General features: G+C 41.4%; 18 protein-coding genes and 1 other RNA gene. 1 reads left to right on the forward strand and 18 read right to left on the reverse strand.

Annotation, left to right across the window (positions count from 1 at the left end):
• Positions 1-109: 109 nt before the first annotated feature.
• The 9 genes from alaS to SRRS_RS13190 all read right to left on the reverse strand — a co-directional run bounded on the left by alaS (position 110) and on the right by SRRS_RS13190 (position 8115).
• Positions 110-2728: an alanine--tRNA ligase gene (gene alaS, locus SRRS_RS13150; protein WP_371369492.1), complete on the reverse strand. Its 2619-nt coding sequence runs from the start codon at positions 2726-2728 to the stop codon at positions 110-112.
• Positions 2729-2820: 92 nt separating this feature from the next.
• On the reverse strand, positions 2821-3846 hold the full coding sequence (locus SRRS_RS13155; protein WP_371369494.1) for an AI-2E family transporter: 1026 nt from the start codon (positions 3844-3846) through the stop codon (positions 2821-2823).
• Positions 3847-3958: 112 nt separating this feature from the next.
• The gene (locus SRRS_RS13160; RefSeq protein ID WP_371369496.1) at positions 3959-4159 is read right to left on the reverse strand and encodes a hypothetical protein; all 201 of its coding nucleotides are present in this window, start codon (positions 4157-4159) and stop codon (positions 3959-3961) included.
• Between the two features lies 1 nt (position 4160).
• Positions 4161-4358, reverse strand: coding sequence for a hypothetical protein (locus tag SRRS_RS13165; RefSeq protein ID WP_371369498.1), 198 nt, complete (start codon positions 4356-4358; stop codon positions 4161-4163).
• A gap of 11 nt (positions 4359-4369) precedes the next feature.
• The gene (locus tag SRRS_RS13170) at positions 4370-4882 is read right to left on the reverse strand and encodes a PRC-barrel domain-containing protein (protein ID WP_371369500.1); all 513 of its coding nucleotides are present in this window, start codon (positions 4880-4882) and stop codon (positions 4370-4372) included.
• 82 nt (positions 4883-4964) lie between these two features.
• Complete coding sequence (mnmA, locus tag SRRS_RS13175) at positions 4965-6062, reverse strand: tRNA 2-thiouridine(34) synthase MnmA (RefSeq protein WP_371369818.1); 1098 nt, start codon at positions 6060-6062, stop codon at positions 4965-4967.
• 7 nt (positions 6063-6069) lie between these two features.
• Positions 6070-6441, reverse strand: coding sequence for a Fe-S cluster assembly scaffold protein NifU (gene nifU / locus SRRS_RS13180; RefSeq protein ID WP_371369502.1), 372 nt, complete (start codon positions 6439-6441; stop codon positions 6070-6072).
• 26 nt (positions 6442-6467) lie between these two features.
• Positions 6468-7679: a cysteine desulfurase NifS gene (nifS, locus tag SRRS_RS13185; protein WP_371369504.1), complete on the reverse strand. Its 1212-nt coding sequence runs from the start codon at positions 7677-7679 to the stop codon at positions 6468-6470.
• A 1-nt stretch (position 7680) separates the two neighbouring features.
• Positions 7681-8115, reverse strand: a complete 435-nt coding sequence (locus tag SRRS_RS13190; protein ID WP_371369506.1) for an Rrf2 family transcriptional regulator — start codon at positions 8113-8115, stop codon at positions 7681-7683.
• Between the two features lie 299 nt (positions 8116-8414).
• Between SRRS_RS13190 and SRRS_RS13195 the strand changes: the two genes are divergently transcribed.
• A complete protein-coding gene (locus SRRS_RS13195; protein WP_371369508.1) occupies positions 8415-9032 on the forward strand; it encodes an acetate uptake transporter in 618 nt (205 codons plus the stop codon).
• Between the two features lie 116 nt (positions 9033-9148).
• On the opposite strand, the gene SRRS_RS13200 is transcribed toward SRRS_RS13195, so the two are convergent.
• The 9 genes from SRRS_RS13200 to SRRS_RS13240 form a co-directional block, all read right to left on the reverse strand.
• Entirely contained in the window at positions 9149-9571 is a 423-nt protein-coding gene (locus SRRS_RS13200; RefSeq protein WP_371369510.1) for an EamA family transporter, read from the reverse strand.
• Between the two features lie 5 nt (positions 9572-9576).
• Positions 9577-12000, reverse strand: a complete 2424-nt coding sequence (locus SRRS_RS13205; protein ID WP_371369512.1) for a heavy metal translocating P-type ATPase — start codon at positions 11998-12000, stop codon at positions 9577-9579.
• A 32-nt stretch (positions 12001-12032) separates the two neighbouring features.
• On the reverse strand, positions 12033-12302 hold the full coding sequence (locus tag SRRS_RS13210) for a metal-sensitive transcriptional regulator (protein WP_371369514.1): 270 nt from the start codon (positions 12300-12302) through the stop codon (positions 12033-12035).
• A 167-nt stretch (positions 12303-12469) separates the two neighbouring features.
• Positions 12470-13732 carry a replication-associated recombination protein A gene (locus tag SRRS_RS13215; protein WP_371369516.1) on the reverse strand — a complete coding sequence of 421 codons (1263 nt, stop codon included), beginning with the start codon at positions 13730-13732 and terminating at the stop codon, positions 12470-12472.
• 293 nt (positions 13733-14025) lie between these two features.
• Positions 14026-14202: non-coding RNA, 6S RNA (gene ssrS / locus SRRS_RS13220), on the reverse strand.
• Positions 14203-14282: 80 nt separating this feature from the next.
• Positions 14283-16079: an aspartate--tRNA ligase gene (gene aspS, locus SRRS_RS13225; protein ID WP_371369820.1), complete on the reverse strand. Its 1797-nt coding sequence runs from the start codon at positions 16077-16079 to the stop codon at positions 14283-14285.
• Between the two features lie 35 nt (positions 16080-16114).
• Entirely contained in the window at positions 16115-17380 is a 1266-nt protein-coding gene (gene hisS / locus SRRS_RS13230) for a histidine--tRNA ligase (RefSeq protein WP_371369518.1), read from the reverse strand.
• Complete coding sequence (hemZ, locus tag SRRS_RS13235) at positions 17374-18951, reverse strand: coproporphyrinogen dehydrogenase HemZ (RefSeq protein ID WP_371369520.1); 1578 nt, start codon at positions 18949-18951, stop codon at positions 17374-17376. Before hemZ ends, hisS begins: the two co-directional genes overlap by 7 nt.
• A complete protein-coding gene (locus SRRS_RS13240; RefSeq protein ID WP_371369522.1) occupies positions 18941-19390 on the reverse strand; it encodes a Fur family transcriptional regulator in 450 nt (149 codons plus the stop codon). Before SRRS_RS13240 ends, hemZ begins: the two co-directional genes overlap by 11 nt.
• Positions 19391-19394 lie beyond the last annotated feature (4 nt).

Raw genomic sequence — 19394 nt, forward strand, 5'->3', positions numbered from 1 at the left:
ATATTATCTACAAAGTATTGACCTATATATTCTACCTTGCACTTTATTTTTCCTGTTAATTTAGGTTAAATTTTTACAGGCAGGCGAAAAGCCTGCCTGTTACTTATACTTACTTAATCTGAGATTTAATCATTTGCTCGGCGGCCTGTAAAGCTTCTCCGATTTTTTCCGGTTGTTTACCACCAGCTTGTGCCATGTCAGGACGACCACCGCCGCCGCCGCCAGCTGCCTTCGCTGCTTCTTTAATAATGTTACCGGCGTGAATTCCTTTTTTAATACAGTCAGCTGTTGCCATAGCAACGAAATTAACTTTATCACCACAGACGGCACTAAGAACCACTACACCAGACTGAAGACGGTCTCGTACCATATCCCCCGTAGCGCGTAAATTTTCCATATCGGCTGCAGCTACTTGACCAAGAACTACCTGCACGCCGTTAATATCCTTGACGCTAGTTAAGAGGTCTTGCACTTCGTTTTTGGCAAGTTTAGTACTTAATGTACTTACTTCTTTTTCTAACTCACGAACACGCCCGTTAAGTACATCAATTCTGGATACAATTTCTTCGGGACGGGTTTTCAGTGCTACAGCAGCTTCTTTGATCAGCTCGTTTTGGATTTTTAAGTATTCGTGCGCTCCGTAGCCTGTAACAGCCTCAATACGGCGTACACCTGAACCAATGCCGGCTTCACTGACGATTTTAAATAAACCAATTTCTGCAGTGACATCTACATGCGTGCCCCCGCACAATTCTTTACTAAACCCATCAATAACTACTACCCGCACTATGTCGCCATACTTTTCTCCGAATAGTGCCATAGCACCCATTCCCTTAGCAATATCCTGGGTGGTTTCAATGATGCCTACCGTGAAATTATTTAAGACAACATCATTTACAATTTCTTCGGCTTTCGCGAGTTGCTCCGGGGTAACTTGGGCAAAATGGGTAAAGTCAAAGCGTAGGCGGTTATCGTCAACAGAAGAACCGGCTTGGTTGACATGGTCGCCTAGTACTTGTTTTAATGCTGCGTGTAGTAAATGAGTTGCTGTATGGTTTCGGGCAATATGACGACGTCTTATAACATCGGCATTAACCCTTACAGCTTCTCCGGTTTTAAACGAACCTTCAGTAATTTGACCTACATGATAAATGGTTCCGTCAGGCAGTTTTTTTGTATTACTAATTTTAATTTTGCCTAGTGAGCTGCTAATAACGCCTGTATCGCCAACTTGGCCGCCGCCTTCAGCATGGAACGGTGTAACGTCTAAAATCACAGCTATGTCGTCCCCGTCAAAAGCTTCTTCAACAATTTTACCTTCTTTGAGGAGTAAAACTATGTTAGCAGCTTCTGCTTTAGGATCATGACGAAGATTTTCTGTCACTAAATGGGATAAGTCGGGAATAACAACCTTTTCCTCATTATCTTGGCGGGCGGCACGCGCACGTTCGCGCTGTTCCGTCATGGCCTGATCGAAGCCTTGTTTATCCAAAGTCATGTTATGTTCACTTAGAATCTCTTCGGTAAGTTCCCAAGGGAAGCCAAAGGTATCATAAAGTTTAAAAGCAGTTGTACCGTCAAGTACGGTTTGGCCAGCTTGTGAAAGCTCTTGAACCTCTTTGTTCAAAAGTTCAATGCCTTGGGCTAATGTAGTATTAAAGCGCTCTTCTTCTAATTGTATTACTTTTTTAATATAGGCTTTTTTGTCGTTGATATCCGGGTATACTTCAGCGAAAATATCGGTAACTACATCCACAATACTGGTAAGGAATGGTTTTTCAATACCCATTAGGCGGCCGTGACGCACAGCCCGGCGGAGGATTCTTCTTAGAACATAGCCGCGACCTTCATTGGACGGTAATATCCCATCACCAATCATGACTGTCATACTGCGCCCGTGATCAGCAATTACCTTAAGAGATACGTCAGTTTTAGGAGATTTTCCATAAGTAACTCCGGCGACCTTGGCCGCATATTCAATTATTGGGTATAATAAGTCGGTTTCAAAATTTGAACGCTTATTCTGTAATACCGAAGCAATTCGCTCAAGGCCAGCACCGGTGTCAATATTTTTCTTGGCAAGCGGGGTGTAGTTCCCTGCTTCATCGCGGTCAAACTGGGTAAAGACAAGGTTCCAAATTTCTAAGTACCGGTCACAGTTACAGCCAACGGCACAATCAGGTTTGCCGCAACCGCGTTCTTCGCCTAAATCAATATGTATCTCTGAGCAAGGTCCGCAAGGTCCAGGGCCAATTTCCCAGAAGTTTTCTTCCATCCGAATAATGCGATTGGCGGGTATTTTAATATCGTTATGCCAAATATCGAAAGCCTCATCATCACCAGTATGTATGGTAATCCACAGCTTGTCTTTGGGCAGCTCAAGCTGTTCGGTTAAAAATTCCCAGGCCCAAGTAATAGCTTCCTTTTTAAAATAGTCTCCGAAAGAGAAATTACCAAGCATTTCAAAGAAAGTATGATGGCGGGCAGTACGGCCAACATTCTCGATATCACCTGTCCGAACACATTTTTGGCTTGTGGAAATGCGAGGATGGGGCGGCTTCATTTTTCCCGTAAAAAAAGGTTTAAACGGAGCCATGCCGGCACCTATTAAAAGTAAGGTAGGATCATTTTCAGGAATAAGTGAGTGGCTTGACTGAATCAAATGATCTTTACTAGCAAAAAAATCCAGAAACAGTTTTCTTAGTTCGTTTCCGGTTAATTGTTTCAATTTAATCAGCTCCAATGTGCGCAATTTTATCCAATATTCTGGTGGAATTATACTACGATTTAAGATTTAGTGTCAATATCTGGTGAAAAAGACTACATCAATAACTTAATACTATGTTTAAGTACTACTTTACCAATAGCTGCGACAGGAACCCCCAACAGCATGCCCCAAACACCGAATAGTTCGCCGCCGGCAAATAAAAAGAAGATAACTGCTATTGGATCAAGACCTACGCTTTCCCCTAAGATTTTAGGACTAATTATGCTGCCCTCTAATTGATGAATAACCAAAAATAATAGTCCCACTTTTACAGCTAAAATAGGTGATTCTAGTAATGCCAGCATTATTGCCGGTGCCGCTCCAATAAAGGCACCAAAATACGGAATGATGTCCAACAGGCCAGCGGCAATTCCTATTAGCAACGCAAATGGAACATTAAACAGGTACAATCCGCTACTAACCAGTATACCTACAATAATGGCGATCGTAATTTGGCCTCGAATAACTCCGCTTAACACCTTATCAATATCTTTGATTGCTAAGAGCAATTCATGGCGCCAGCGGCAAGGCACTAAGGACATAATTTTTTCTTTGTTTTCATGCCAATCATGTAAAAAATAGAATGTCAAAATTGGTGTAATGGCAATACCAATGAAATGGGATACCAGACCCAATACGCTATTTGCTAATTCCCGGGTAAAGTTTTGTCCTTCCTGTTGTAGTAATAATATTGAATCATCAATAGCGGTACGCATCGAATGCGGCAAAGCGGAATTTTGATATTGGTTTTGTATAAGATAGAATAATTCTTCACCTTTACTTAAAATATCAGGTAATGCTCCGGAAAAGTTTTCTAACTCTCGTAAAAAAATAGGAATTAGCTTGGCTCCGCCTAACACAACAACTGTAAATAAAACAATATATACTAATGTAATTGCCAAACTCCGGGACAATCCCTTTTCTTCCAGAAAGCATACAGCCGGATTGAGTAGATATGCCAGAACTAATGCAATCAGAAATGGGTAAAGTTCACTGCGAACCAGCCATAGAAAATATACAATTGCAGTTATAAATATCAGTATAATAATAAGTCTGAATTGCTTTTTTGTAAACCGCATATTTTCCTCCCGACATAAACGCGGCTTGCGTCAAGGCGTTGCCCCTATCCTGCTAGGCTACTCATTTGGGTAAAAAAAGGAGACCCTGCTGGCCTCCATGTTCACCGGAAAATTAATCCAGTTTTTTCATCAACCGCTTGCGAGCCCGTCGCGCATCCCTCATTAAAACCTTGGTCGTATCGGCTACTGCGTTGGTACTGCGCTCAAGCAGCGGCTTTTTCTGTGGTTTAGCCATGGGACCTATGATGGCGCCGAGTACTGTTCCTACAAGTCCGCCAAATAGTAACCCTTGCCAAAACTTGCTGCGCATCATATCACCCCTTTTGTACCTCTAGATTAACAGTACCCTGCGTCAAATCGTCATATAGAGTTAATGTGCCATCGGCCTCAACGTTGAAAACTTTTAGATCCTGATTGCGCACCATAAACTCTACACAACAATCCCAACAGTAGTACTGGTCGGCACCTACTTTACCAATACCTCGTTGTCCGCATACAGGACAAGTTGTCATGATATAACACCTCACACCTCTTTTGATTCAGGTATAAGAAGATTGGTCATAGTGTCTGGAACTATTAATTTATCCTGACCGACAACTTGTGCTTGTGGTAAAGGCATAATTTTGCGGCCATATAACAAATCAGTGATAAGACCGTCCGAAATTTCGTAAGCTTTTATTTCACCTGTGGCCTCATTGTAAATGGCGTCTACTAGGACTCCTATACTTACTCCAGTCTCAGTATAGATCTGCTTATCAAGCAAATCACACAAGTGATAGACAATTCCAGGCATTTTGGTCATTGATAGTTCTTGAATGGCATAGGCTGCTCGAACCATAACAGCATCTCTGCCTACCCGGAATATATCTTTAAATAATATACCCTGATCATTAGAAAACCAAGTTGCATCACTGAGAAGGATACCACGGACGGCAGCGTGTTCCAAGTCAAGAATTACTTCTTTTACCTCGCCAATCTGCACACCAGTCCCGATGATAAGCACCGGCAGGCCAAGTAAATCACGTAATTTTTGCATAGTAGGCCTCCAGAACAGATTGTATTATTAGTATGACCAATTTGAGGATGTTTATATCAATTGAAGTATTATTAAATTGTTGCTATTTAATTACTTTTGAAATAATGCCGCCGCCGATAACAATATCATCATGGTAAAATACTACAGATTGTCCGGGTGTTATTGCTCGCTGCAAACCATCAAATTTTACGTGAACTTGTCCGCCGCCTATTGGGGTTACGACAGCTTGTGCGGGCGGCGCGCTATACCGAATTTTGGCCTCTACCACCATAGGATTTTCAATATTATCTATTGTAATGAAATTCAGGTCGCCGGCAATCAGCTCAGATGCGAAAACATCTTGATCTGAGCCAACAATAACTTCATTGCGTTCAGCGTCAAGGGCAACAACATATAATGGTTTACCTACCGCTAAGCCTAACCCTTTACGCTGCCCAATAGTATATAGCTGTACCCCTTGATGTTTTCCTAAAACTTTACCGGAAACATCTATAATGTTTCCCGGTTTTAATGATGCTGGAATACGCTCTTTAAGAAACGCTTTATAGTCGTCATTCGGTACAAAACAAATTTCTTGACTGTCAGGTTTATTGGCAACTGATAACCCTAAATCTTTAGCCATTGCTCGTGTCTGGGTTTTATTAAAACTGCCTAATGGCATTAAAAAATGCTTAAGGGTATGCTGGTTAAGATGATATAACGCATACGACTGATCTTTGGCAGGATCAACACCCTTACGGAGAATGTAACGCTGGCGCTGTTCATCGTACATAATTTGTGCATAATGTCCTGTTGCCACATACTGCGCTCCGAGCTCCAATGCTTTGCGCAAAAGACCTTCAAACTTTACATAGCGGTTACATGCAATGCATGGGTTAGGTGTCCGGCCTGCTGAATATTCATCCATAAAATAGTTAACAACAGTTTTTTGAAACATATCCCTAAAATTAAGGACGTAGTAAGGAATTCCTAGTGTATTTGCAACTCGCCGGGCATCATCGATAGCGGAAATTGAACAACAGCTTCTGCTGTCAGGATTGTCATTATTTTCCCGTTCCTTTTCCCATATTTGCATTGTTGCGCCTATAACATCATAGCCTTGATGAACAAGAAGGGCGGCAGTTAAAGAACTGTCCACCCCTCCGCTCATGGCTACAACCACTCTGGGTTTGTCTGCCATTAATGAATCACTTTCCTTTTTTAGCAATGTAGTCTTTGATAGCTTCATGTAGTGCGTCGGCTGCTAGATTAGAACAGTGCATTTTTGCTGGGGGTAAACCACCCAGAGCTTCTGCTACCGCCTGGTTAGAAATTTCTAAGGCTTCATCAAGTTTTTTACCTTTTACCATTTCAGTTACCATGCTGCTGGTAGCAATGGCAGCTCCGCATCCAAAAGTTTTAAATTTAACATCAGTAATGATGTCGTTCTCTACTTGTAGATAGATTCTCATAATGTCGCCACATTTGGCGTTTCCAACTTCACCAACTCCCGCAGCATCTTTTATTTCACCAACATTGCGGGGATTTGTGAAATGATCCATGACTTTTTCGTTATACATAATATTTCCTCTCCTCTAAAAATCAATTAGTGGTGGTGATGACAGGCGGAACAAGGATTGGACGGCTTAAACTCTGCTGCACTGCCATAAAGCGGCGACATGCTGCGCAGACGTTCTACAATCTCGGGTATCACTTCTAAGAAGTAGTCAACTTCTTCTTCTGTATTGTCCTGGCCAAGGGTGACTCGAAGTGAGCCATGAGCTACTTCGTGGGTTAAACCCATAGCTAATAATACATGTGATGGATCAAGCGAGCCGGAAGTACAGGCTGAACCACTTGAAGCGGCAATACCTTTCATGTCAAGATTCAGGAGTAAAGACTCACCTTCAATATAGAGAAAGCTAAAATTAGCATTACCTGGCAGTCTGCTCTCAGGATGGCCGTTGAGCTTAACATGCGGAATTTTTTCCATAACACCGGCAATAAGTTTGTCACGTAAGCCTTTAATGTAGGCAATCTTTTTGTCAAGATCCCGCTTGGCAAGTTCGGCTGCTTTACCTAAGCCAACAATTCCCGGCACGTTTTCAGTACCGGCACGCATGTTGCGTTCGTGAGCGCCGCCATGTTGGATTTCTTCTAATTTAACGCCACGGCGTACATACAAGGCCCCGATCCCTTTACTGGCATGGAATTTGTGACCTGCCAGTGAAAGCAAATCAATATTTAATTCTTCTACATCAATAGGATGACTGCCAACGGCCTGGACAGCATCTGTGTGGAAATAGATGCCTTTTTCTCGCGCCAGCTGCCCGATTTCCTTTATTGGCTGGATTGTACCAACTTCATTATTGGCAAACATAATGCTAATAAGTATCGTTTTGTCGGTAATGGCATTTTTTAAGTCTTCCATGCGGATCATAGCATTTTCGTCAACAGGCAAATACGTAACAGTAAAGCCTTGTTTCTCAAGATATTCACAGGTATGCATAATTGCATGGTGTTCAATACCTGTAGTAATAATATGATTACCTTTCTTACGGTTTGCTAAAGCTACACCTTTAAGAGCTAAGTTATCTGCTTCTGTACCACCGCTAGTGAAGATAATTTCGTTTGGTTTGGCATTAAACAGGGCAGCTATTCTTTCACGGGCTTCTTCAACTGCTTTCCGCGCTTCACGGCCAAAAGAATGGACGCTGGACGGGTTGCCGTATTTTTCGGTCATATATTCCAGCATCAATTCGGCAACTTCCCGGTTAACTTGGGTGGTAGCCGAATGGTCAAAATAAACACGTTTCATATTACTCAACTCCTTGTCCCTTTTCTTCTTTGCATAAATCAGCAAGAGTAATTGAATCCAGTACTGACGTAATGCTGTCTCTAACTTTAGCCCAAACACCACGGGTCACACATATATCAACCCGTTCACAGAAAGTTCTGCTGCCATCATCTGCTAACAGACAGTCAACCGGGGCAATAGGACCTTCCATAACCCGGATAATATCCCCAACGGAAATTTTTGTCGGGTCTTTTGTTAAGGCATAGCCACCTTGTGCTCCCCTAACACTTTTAACATACCCGGCCTTCCGTAGTGTGCCCATTAACTGCTCTAGATAATGTTCAGAAATTCCCTGACGTTGAGCCACACTCTTAAGCGAAATGGCTCCTTCTCCATAATGTAAGGCCAAATCATACATAGCAGCAACGCCATAACGACCTTTAGTTGAAAGTTTCACAGTAGCCTCTCTCCCAATTTGGCTTTTCCGAGTATTATGATAGGTTTTCTTTATTTAAATATACCAAAATTATCAATGCTTGTCAAAAGCAATAGGCAATTATTTTTTATTATTTGTTTTTATATGGAACCGTAAACGTAAAAGTAACTTTACTATTAGTTTTATAAAGTAAATTTATACCATTAAATTGGCTTGAGTTAGAAAGAAATAAGTTCCACAGTGATTAAAAAAAACATCAGATTGACATAATATTGCCGTTATGATATTTTAAATGATATTACATATTTAGGAGGTCTTGCATGAGCAACAATACCAATAATGTTCAGGCAGTAAAAATCGTTACTGCTGACCCTAGTGGCCTAGGTCTTTTTGGGTTGGCAATGGTTACCTTAGTAGCTTCTACACAAAAATTAGGTTGGACAACAGGGTTTTCTTTTGTTATTCCGTGGGCTGTTTTTCTTGGAGCAATTGCTCAAATGATTGCGTGCTTTAATGATTTTAAACACAATAACACATTTGGGGCAACAGCCTTTGGGGCATACGGACTGTTTTGGTTATCGGTAGCTACGTCGTGGATGATTAAAATGGGAGTTTTTGGCCCGGCATTAGCCTCTAATGTTGATGGTGTACAACTCGGAGTCGCTTTCGCCGGCTTTTTTATTTTTTCAGTGTTTATGACAATCGGTGCCATGGAAACACATAAAGTTCTTTTTACCATTTTCGTTCTTATCGATATATTGTTTCTTGGACTTGCTGCTGATTCATTTGGTTTAGGTCATGCATGGCATGGAATTGCTGCTTGGGCTGAATTAATAATTGCACTGGTTGGCTTCTATGGCAGTGCTGCCGCTACTTTAAATACGCATTTTGGTAAACCATTTCTTCCTGTGGGAAAGCCCTTCGGAATTTTTAAATAATATTTTTATAAATAATTTATCTGTAATTTATGGTAATAAAAGAAGCTCCTACGGGAGCTTCTTTTATTTTGTAATTAATACTTGGATTCTAATTATTAATGTAGGGTGTAGTTAAATTAATATTTTAAAATAACTACTCCCGCGACAATCATTATGGTTGCAATAATTTTACTCAAGGTGAGTTTTTCACCGAATACTATAATTCCTAATGCTAAGGCTACCAAAGGGAATGCAGCTACAACAGGAGATATTCGGCCAACCTCCCCGTACTTAAGGGCATAATAGTATGCCAACTGGCCTAATAAGGCTGCACAAATACCTTCGAACGCTATATATATAGCGCTTTTTGCACTTACTTCGGTGACATTACCCCACTGGCCTGAAGCAGTTACGAAAATCAAAAGTATTATAGTAACAACTAAGCTGCGGATAGTTAATGCCGCTAAGGGCTGCGTAGCCCCTAACCCCAATTTCCCCAAAATCGGAGCAAGTCCCCAAAGTATCATTGCTATACCGGCAAATAGATAAGCATTAAGCACTCTGGTCACTCCTTATAAGGGTTAAACTGTTTAAGCCTTAGCGCATTGGTTACTACCGAAACTGAACTAAACGCCATAGCGGTTCCAGCCAAAACGGGAGATAAAAATCCCGCTGCCGCCACTGGAATACCTAATGAGTTGTAGATAAGCGCCCAAAATAGATTTTGTTTAATGTTGCGCATTGTAGCTTTACTTAAACGGATAGCAGCTACAATCCCTGTCAGATCCCCGCACATAAGGGTTATATCGGCTGCTTCAATGGCCACATCAGTACCTGTACCGATTGCAAAACCAACATCGGCCGTAGCTAAAGCCGGTGCGTCGTTAATGCCGTCACCAACCATGGCTACAACTTGCCCCTCTTTTTTCAAAGCGGCAACCTTTTCTGCTTTGTTTTCTGGTAATACTTCAGCCATAACATTTTTTATACCAACCTTTTGCGCAATGGCGTTAGCGGTACGTGTATTATCGCCTGTTATCATCCATACTTCAATACCCATTTGTTTTAGTGCGTCAACCGCTTGGGCTGAATTATCTTTAACAGTATCTGCTACTGCGAAAAGGCCGCAAAGCTTATTATCAAGAGCAAATAACATGACTGTTTTACCCTGTAGTTCTAGGGCTTCTATTTGGGAACTGGCAGACTCAAACTCAATATTATGGATTTTCATGAGCTTTCGGGTACCCATGAATATTTGTTTACCGTCAATGGTAACAGCAACCCCATGACCGGGAATTGCTGAAAATGTTTCAGGGTCTTCCAAAGATAAAGATTGTTTTTTGCCATAGTTAACAATTGCTTGTGCTAACGGATGCTCTGAGTTTTTTTCTGTTCTGACAGCCAGCTGCAGGAGTTCTGCTTCTGTAAGTTCAGCCAGGGACACAATATCTGTAACTTCAGGTTCCCCTTTGGTAATTGTTCCTGTTTTATCAAGAACGATGGTTGTTAATCTATGAGCATTTTCTAAATGCTCAGCACCCTTTATCAAAATACCGTTCTCAGCTCCCTTGCCAGTACCTACCATAATTGAGGTAGGTGTTGCCAAACCAAGGGCGCACGGACAAGCGATAACTAGGACTGCAGTGAAATTAACCAGTGCTCTGGAAAAATTGCCTGGATCAAAGAGGAAGAACCAAGCCGCAAAAGTTAATAATGACAACCCTACAACTGTCGGCACAAAATAACCAGAAACCACATCGGCAAAACGCTGGATAGGTGCTTTCGACCCTTGCGCTTCTTCGACGATACGTACAATTTGCGCCAGGGCAGTATCTTTGCCAACCTTTGTTGCCTCAAACTTAAATGTGCCTAATTTATTAATAGTGGCACCAACTACCGGGTCGCCAGTCTTTTTATCGACAGGCAAGCTTTCACCTGTAAGCATAGATTCGTCTACAGTTGATGTTCCCTCAACTATAACGCCGTCCACCGGAATTTTTTCTCCAGGCCGCACGACTACAATGTCACCGGCTAAAACTAATTCGAACGGGATATCAATTTCTTGGTTGTCACGAACCACTCTGGCTGTTTTCGCCTGCAGCCCCATTAACGCCTTTATAGCTTCTGACGTTCTCCCTTTGGCAGTGGCCTCCAGCAGTTTACCCAGTATAATTAGCGTAATTAAAATGGCTGAGGTTTCAAAATATAAATCGTGCGAGTGACGCAGTATGTTTGCGATACTATAAAAATAGGCGGCCGACGTTCCGAGTGCGACCAGAACATCCATGTTTGCGCTGCCATTTCTAAGCACCATATAGGCTCCACGGTAAAATTGCCAGCCGGCAATAAACTGTACTGGAGTAGCTAGTATCAGTTGTAGATAAGGATTCATCAGCAACTCGGTAGTGTTACCCATTACGCCAAGCATATGCAAGGCCATTGCCAGTACCAGCGGCAGAGAAAATACAGCAGCAATGAGCAGGCGAAGCCGCTGTCTTTTTACTTCAGCTTCACGTGCTTGTTTTTCTTTATCTATTTCTGCATTATCTGAACTATCATGTGCACCAAAACCAAGTTTTTCAATTCTGCTTTTAATTTCGGTTACAGTAATTACACCCGGATAATATTCTACTGTAGCTCTTTCTAATGCTAAGTTAACAACTGCGCTTGCAATGCCAGGCAATTTATCCAAAACTTTTTCCACCCGGCCTGAGCAAGCTGCACAGGTCATACCGGTAATCTTTAAATCTACCTTATCTGTGATAACCCGATATCCTAGATCCTGAACCTTCTTCGTTATTTCATTAAACGTAATCTGAGTACTGTCAAAAGTGACAGTAGCTTTTTCAACTGCCAAATTTACAGCCGCTTTTTCAATTCCCGGTAGCTTTGAGAGTACGCGTTCGACTCTGCTTGAGCATGCGGCACAACTCATACCATCTATCTTAAAAAAAACGGTCTGTAATGATGCTTTGTTTGATTCATTCATAATTTTTTCTCCTTATCATTTTCAGCATCAATTTATTTAGTAAACTTCGATAAAACTTCCATCAGTTCTTCAACCGCTTCATCGGTACGGTTTTCTTTAATGGCATTGACCACACAACTTTTTGTGTGGCTCTCAATGATTATTAATGCCACTTGATTAAGCGCTGCTCGGGCGGCCATAATTTGTTGGAGAATATCTACGCAGTAGCGACCATCATCAATCATCTTATCGATACCGTTAATTTGTCCGCATATCCGGCGCATTCTTTTACTAATGCCTGACTTTTCTTTTTCGTTTAGCATTTGGACCTCCTTACTATACCCCTGTATAGTATATATTATATAACTGTTGATTGTACCTGTCAATGAAGTTAGTCTTGCCTAAGAAAAACAACTTAAACCTTCAGAATGCACTGCTAATAAATTAGGATCGTTACTGTTATAAAAAAAATAAACCCACTATTGTGGGCTTACTCTGACTTGCCATTGTTATGCTTAGAAAACAGCTTTGCTTCAATACCAGAATTTTGCGGTTTGTAAAACTTCGAATTTTGTATTTCTGGAGGCAAATAGTCAAGTCGTGCTTTCGGATTATCTATCGGATTGACATATAACCCGCTACTATTTTTCAAGTGGCTTGGCACAGGATAGGCTCGGGTATTTCTTACTACTTCCAAAGCACGGTTAATTGCTTTATAGGCTGAATTGGATTTTGGACTTTCAGAAACAAATATTACAGCTTCAGCTAAAGGAATTCTGGCTTCCGGCATACCAATAAACTCGATCGCTTGTTTGGCCGCGACAGCAATTTGTAATGCTTGGGGATTAGCCATGCCAACATCCTCAGCAGCTTGGATTACTATTCTTCTCGCAATGAAGAGCGGATCCATTCCTGAATCCAGCATTCGAGCAAGCCAATACAAAGCGGCATCTGTTTGGCTTCCTCTCATTGATTTGATAAAAGCGGATATTAGGTCATAGGAATCGGTTGTTGATATACCATTTAGTTTAAGTTGAAAAGTTTGCTGCAGCGTCTCTAAGTCGATAGTACTTTCATTGCCGGTTGACGCAGCAGCATATTCCAGAGCATTTAAGGCACTGCGGATGTCCCCATTACATACATCTGCTAAATAGTCTAACGCTTCTGGGGTTATTTCAAGATTTCTATTACCTAACCCTCGCTTAGAATCAGTAAGAGTCGTAATAATTATTTTTTTTATTTCCGCTGTCTTTAAAGCATATAGGTTGTATACTTTGCAGCGGGAGACAAGCGGCGGAATGATATCATGGGTTATACTTTCAGTCGTTGCTCCAATCAAGATGAATGTACCGTTTTCAACCACTTGCAACAGAGACATCTGGATATTTGATTTCATCGCATGAATTTCATCGATGAAGACAATGGTTCTCTTTTGGTAGTATTTCAAATTTTCCCGTGCTTTTTCAATAACTGACCTAAGCTCAGCTATCGTAAGTGATACCGCATTCAATTTGATAAATTCTGCGCTTGTTGTAGCACTTATTATCGATGCAAGACTAGTTTTTCCTGTTGCCGGCGGACCTTGAAGAATCATTGACTGAACTTGGTCGGATTCAATCAGTTTGCGTAATACTTTACCTTTTGCCAGTAAATGCTCTTGTCCTATGTATTCATCTAACGTTCTTGGCCGCATCCTCTCTGCCAGAGGCTGCTGAATTGATACAGCATTATTTTGATAGCTAAAAAGGTCCATGGTTATATCTCCCCGAGAAATGATCATCATTTTTTTAATCAGTGAATGTATTAAAAGTTACCTGTGGGTACGGTATCAATTAATTCACTCCCCAAATAAGAAATATATATATTTAGTATTCTGGTTAAGAACTGAAATTCCTGGGTTTTTCCTTAAATACTCAATCAAAAAAAGTAGAAAATATTCCGTTTAACTGGATTGCAACATAAGGAGTAAAAATATGACTGCTATAAAATAGGCCATTGCGTCCAAAGTAATTGGAGCAATGGCCATAAAATTATAAACGGAAAAACTCAATCCCCACTATGCCGTACCGCCTGTGTTTTGAACCTGCCCTCGGCAGGTGGGTACTCGCCTAATCACTTTATGTGTCCCTAATTTCAGGGCATACACGCTATGACCAGAGCCTAGTTCCCTAAGTCAATGTGTTGGCTCAAAACATAGACATCACACGCACACAGCAGGGGTTGAGTGCTTTCTTTAGTTCGTTTTTATATTATCAAATAAATCACGCAATTGCAAGTGTTTAGATCACGGAATATTCTTCCATTTAGTCAGGTTTCTTTTTTGTGACGACTTCCGATTTAATATAGAGCTCCTTAAGCTGCCGTGCTCCAACATCTGAAGGGGCCTGCATCATCATATCAGAAGCGCTTTGCGTTTTAGGGAAGGCGATTACGTCGCGGATCGAAGCGCGTTTCGCCATAAGCATAACCAAACGGTCTAATCCGAAGGCAATGCCGCCATGCGGTGGAGTACCGTATTCGAAGGCTTCAAGTAAGTATCCAAACTTATCCATAGCTTCTTCCTGGGTAAGCCCGATAGCTGAAAATACTTTCTCCTGCAGGCTGCGGTTGAATATCCGGAGGCTGCCGCCGCCAAGTTCAATTCCATTTAGCACCATATCATAAGCTTTTGCTTTGATTTTACCAGGGTCGCTGCCGAGATATTGGATGTCTTCATCACGCGGTGAGGTAAACGGATGGTGCATAGCAACCCAGCGCTTAGACTCTTCGTCGTATTCAAACATGGGGAAGTCAATAACCCATAAGAAGGAAAGCTTATCCGGGTCAATTAAGCCCAGTCTTCTGCCCATTTCTAACCGGAGCTGGCCAAGAGCGGCCGCAACCACTTTTGGTTTATCGGCAACAAATAATACTAAGTCCCCGATTTCAGCCTGAGTAGCGGCTGTCATTTTGTTAATCGTTTCTTCACTAAAGAACTTAGTGATTGGAGACTTTAATCCTTCTTCTGTATAGCATATCCAGGCCAACCCTTTTGCGCCATATGTAGCTACATAGTCAACAAGACCATCTAGTTCACGGCGTGGTGCATTGGCATAGCCTTTGACATTAATTGCTTTAACTTGTCCACCGTTTGCTAAGACACTATCAAATACTTTAAAACCGGAATCCTTAAAGATATCAGACAGGTCAATTAGCTCCATGCCAAAACGAATATCTGGTTTGTCAGAACCATAGCGAGCCATAGCCTCATCATAGGTTAAGCGGACAATTGGCGTAGGAACATCTCTACCAACACCTTCTTTAAAGATATGGGCTATCATTTGTTCTGTGAGCGACAGAATATCCTCCCGGTCAATAAAGGACATTTCAATGTCAAGCTGGGTAAATTCCGGTTGACGGTCTGCTCTCAAATCTTCATCACGGAAGCAGCGGGCAATCTGGAAGTAGCGCTCCATACCAGCAACCATTAATAGTTGCTTGTAGATTTGCGGAGATTGTGGCAATGCGTAGAATTTTCCAGGGTTAACGCGGCTAGGAACAAGATAGTCGCGGGCGCCCTCCGGGCTGCTTTTAGTAAGAATTGGCGTTTCCACTTCAACAAAAGTGTGTTTGTCCAAAAAGTCTCGCATGGATTTTGTTACCCGATGGCGCAGCATAAGGTCTTTTTGCATTTCAGGTCTACGCAAATCTAGATAACGGTGTTTCAGACGCAGCAGTTCGTCGACATCAATCTCATCTTGTATATAAAATGGCGGATTTTTTGCCGCGTTTAAAATTCTCAGTTCATTACCGTATACTTCGATAGTACCTGTATCCATGTTCGGGTTGATGGTTTCTTCAGAGCGGGCTTTTACAATACCGCGGACGGCAAGTACATACTCGTTGCGAACCATTTCAGCTTTTACAAAAGCTTCTTTATTAACGTCAGGTGAGAATACTACCTGAACAATACCTGAGCGGTCTCTAAGATCAACGAAAATTAATCCACCGTGGTCACGCCGGCGTGATACCCACCCACACAATACTACCTCTTGTCCAGTATGATTTTGGTTTAAGTGATTGCATGAATGAGTACGTTTTAACCCTTGCATAGTGTCGATACTATTTGCTTCATAAGTTGCTTCCATTTCAGTCATTATTTCTCCATCCCCTCTATAATCATATGTAACAGGTCAGATTTGTTAATTAGTTCCTGATTCCCTGTTTCCATATTCTTTAGCATTATTTTATTTTGTACCAGTTCATCTTCGCCGATTAGGGCTACAAATTTAGCTGGGTATTTATTGGCGTACTTCATTTGCGCTTTTAAACTGCGGCTCATAAAATCCATATCTGCGGTAAGGCCTGCCCGGCGCAGATCGGTGAGTATCTGAAATCCTGCCGCTTGTGTTTCAATGCCCAGAGGAGCTACAAATACATCAATAGCGGTAGTTATTTGCGGGAATAACTCTTGTTTCTCCAGTGCCAAAAGTACTCTTTCTATGCCAATAGCGAAACCAATTCCAGGCGTTGGTTGCCCGCCGCACTCAGCAATTAGACCATCATAACGTCCGCCGCCACATACAGCACTCTGTGCTCCTAACGGAGCATACTGAATTTCAAATGCAGTTTTGGTATAGTAATCAAGGCCACGAACTAAGCGGGGATTGATTACAAAGCTGATACCTGCTGCTGTCAATAATTCTTTGAATCCAGTAAAATGACTGCTGCACTCGTCGCATAAGCAATCTACCATGTGCGGAGCCCCGTCTGAAAGTTCGGAGCATTTTTCATTTTTGCAATCTAATATGCGCATTGGATTACGGTCATAACGTGATTGACAATCGCTGCATAAATGGGTCAGCTTGTCTTGGAAAAATTCCTGCAGCTTTTTACGATAAACCGGACGGCAATTTGGACATCCGACCGAGTTTATGAATAATTTTAAATCGTTTAATCCTAATTTATTGAGAAATTCAACGGCGAGACTAATAATTTCGGCATCTATTGCAGGTCCTTTTGCCCCTATAGCCTCAATTCCAAATTGATGGAACTGACGATAACGGCCGGCTTGCGGACGATCATATCTAAACATAGGGCCAACATAATATAGTTTTGATGGCTGCGGTCCGGAGTAAAGCTTGTTTTCTAAATATGATCTGACTACAGAAGCGGTATTTTCAGGTCGTAGGGTAATACTGCGGTTGCCTCTGTCGGTGAATGTATACATTTCTTTTTCAACAATATCTGTTGTTTCTCCAATACCACGTAAAAAAAGTTCAGTATGCTCAAAAATTGGTGTACGGATCTCTTGGTAAGCAAAATTACGGCATACTTCGCGTAGCACTTTTTCAACATACTGCCAGTAGCCGCTAGTGTCAGGCAATATATCTCTTGTTCCCCTTGGGGCTGTTGTTAGCATTGTTTATCCTCCTCACGATTGCCATACAGTCTGGAAAGCAGGGTGTATCTTTCGTTTAAATATATATCTAAATTTTTTATATAAGAAGTAACGTCCTTTGCATTATAGGAGCTTTGCAAATGCCAGTTTTTGGGGTTTACTGCCTTAGTGCCTGCAGCAGGACCGATTCCAATAATAGTCTGGCGTTCTTCCATGATCTGAATATTATAAATGCAATCGGTATCTGGTTTAGCATAACCTACATTTTCTAAGTTACCGGTCATGTACTTTTGCCGGTATAGATAGTATGGATGCATATTCATATCTTTGGTATATTCAGCACCAATAGCCAGCATTTGTTTGGTCGTCTCTTCGCTAGGTAAATCATGGCCTACTGAATTCAACGATTCTTTTAGCAGCGAACCACGTTTTAAAGCTAACGTGTGTATTGTAATATTTTCAGGATTCAGTGAGGTAATCTGGCGCATAGTATCTTCCAAATCGTTTACTGTTTCACCGGGAAGTCCGGCAATTATGTCCATGTTTATCGTTGGAATGCCAGCATGGCGTATTTTCCCGAATATGTCTATTATATCCTGAACGGTATGCCGTCGTCCAATTTGTTTTAAAGTTTTATCCTGCATTGTTTGGGGGTTTATGCTAACACGAGTTATTCCGGTTTGCCGTAACACATCAATTTTGTCGTTATTCATACTATCCGGACGACCGGCCTCAACAGTAAATTCTGTTGTTTTTGTTACACTAAAGGATTTTTTAATTAAATCAAGCAGCTCTGCTAAGTCAGAAGCCGCTAAACTTGTAGGAGTACCCCCTCCTACATATATATTTTCTACAATTAAACTATTTTTTGCTATTAATTCGGCTGCGCTTTCAATGTCTCTCTTAATTGCCCGTAAAAAAGAATCAAGCTGTTCTCTACGCTCGGGCAAGATATAGGATGGAAATGAGCAGTATAAACATCTCGATGGACAGTAGGGTATACCTATGTAAATACCGATCTTTCTTTCACTTATAGAATTCGTAGGGTTTGCTATTATTGGCCGTTGATGGATTGCTATACCGGTAATAAGCTCTGATTTAGCTGAATCTAATGCATAGTCATCAATAAGTTTATTAATAATTTCATTCCTACTGTGATTTTGATCAAGCAACCGGTGCGCAATTTTCGTTGGCCGTACCCCGCGCAAAATGCCCCATGGACCGGGATCTTCTTCCGATATTTTACGCATAAGCGAAAGAACATTAAGTCGTACTAACCGTCTGGCAAGAGAGGTTGTATCTTCTTCAATCTCACTCGATGCTAATGACTTGCATTTCGAGGTATCGAAACGGGTTAGATTACCATCAAAGTCATAAAAACTTATTGTTATTTTAACTGATATTTCGTTATTTTTATAGCTTATAGCATCCTCTACTAGTACGCTGCCGTTAGCAAGCTGTGCCATTCCAGTTTCTTTTATCCAACTACCTGCATAATCAACCTTAAATAACACCATAGTGCCACGAATAGCTGCTAATACATTAATTTCACTATCAGCTGCCGGTAAGTAAAAAAAGTTTTTAACCTTCACGTTTTTCCCGGCACTCCTGACAATGTCCGTAAAACTTAACTTGATGGTCAATAATTGTAAAGTTACTGTTTTTGGCGATTACATTTTCAAGGTCTTCAAGCAGGTCATCTTCAAATTCTATTACTTTCCCGCAGGTAATACAGATAAGATGATGGTGGTGGTGAGGAGTACTATTTTCATTAAGCTCGTATCGGCTCCGGCCATCGCCAAAATCCATTTTTTGCAGGATTTCTAGCTCACTCAATAATTCAAGTGTGCGATAAACTGTGGCTAATCCAATATCATTGGATTGCTGCCTTACGATATTGTGAACGTCCTCAGCACTTAAATGTTTGCCACGATTATCCATAAAAACCTGTAAAATCATTTGCCGCTGCGGTGTGAGCTTATATTCCCGCTCTCTAAATTTTTGGCGCATTTTGGATAAATCAATCGTCATTCAT

The organism is Sporomusa rhizae (assembly GCF_041428845.1).
Taxonomy (GTDB): domain Bacteria; phylum Bacillota; class Negativicutes; order Sporomusales; family Sporomusaceae; genus Sporomusa; species Sporomusa rhizae.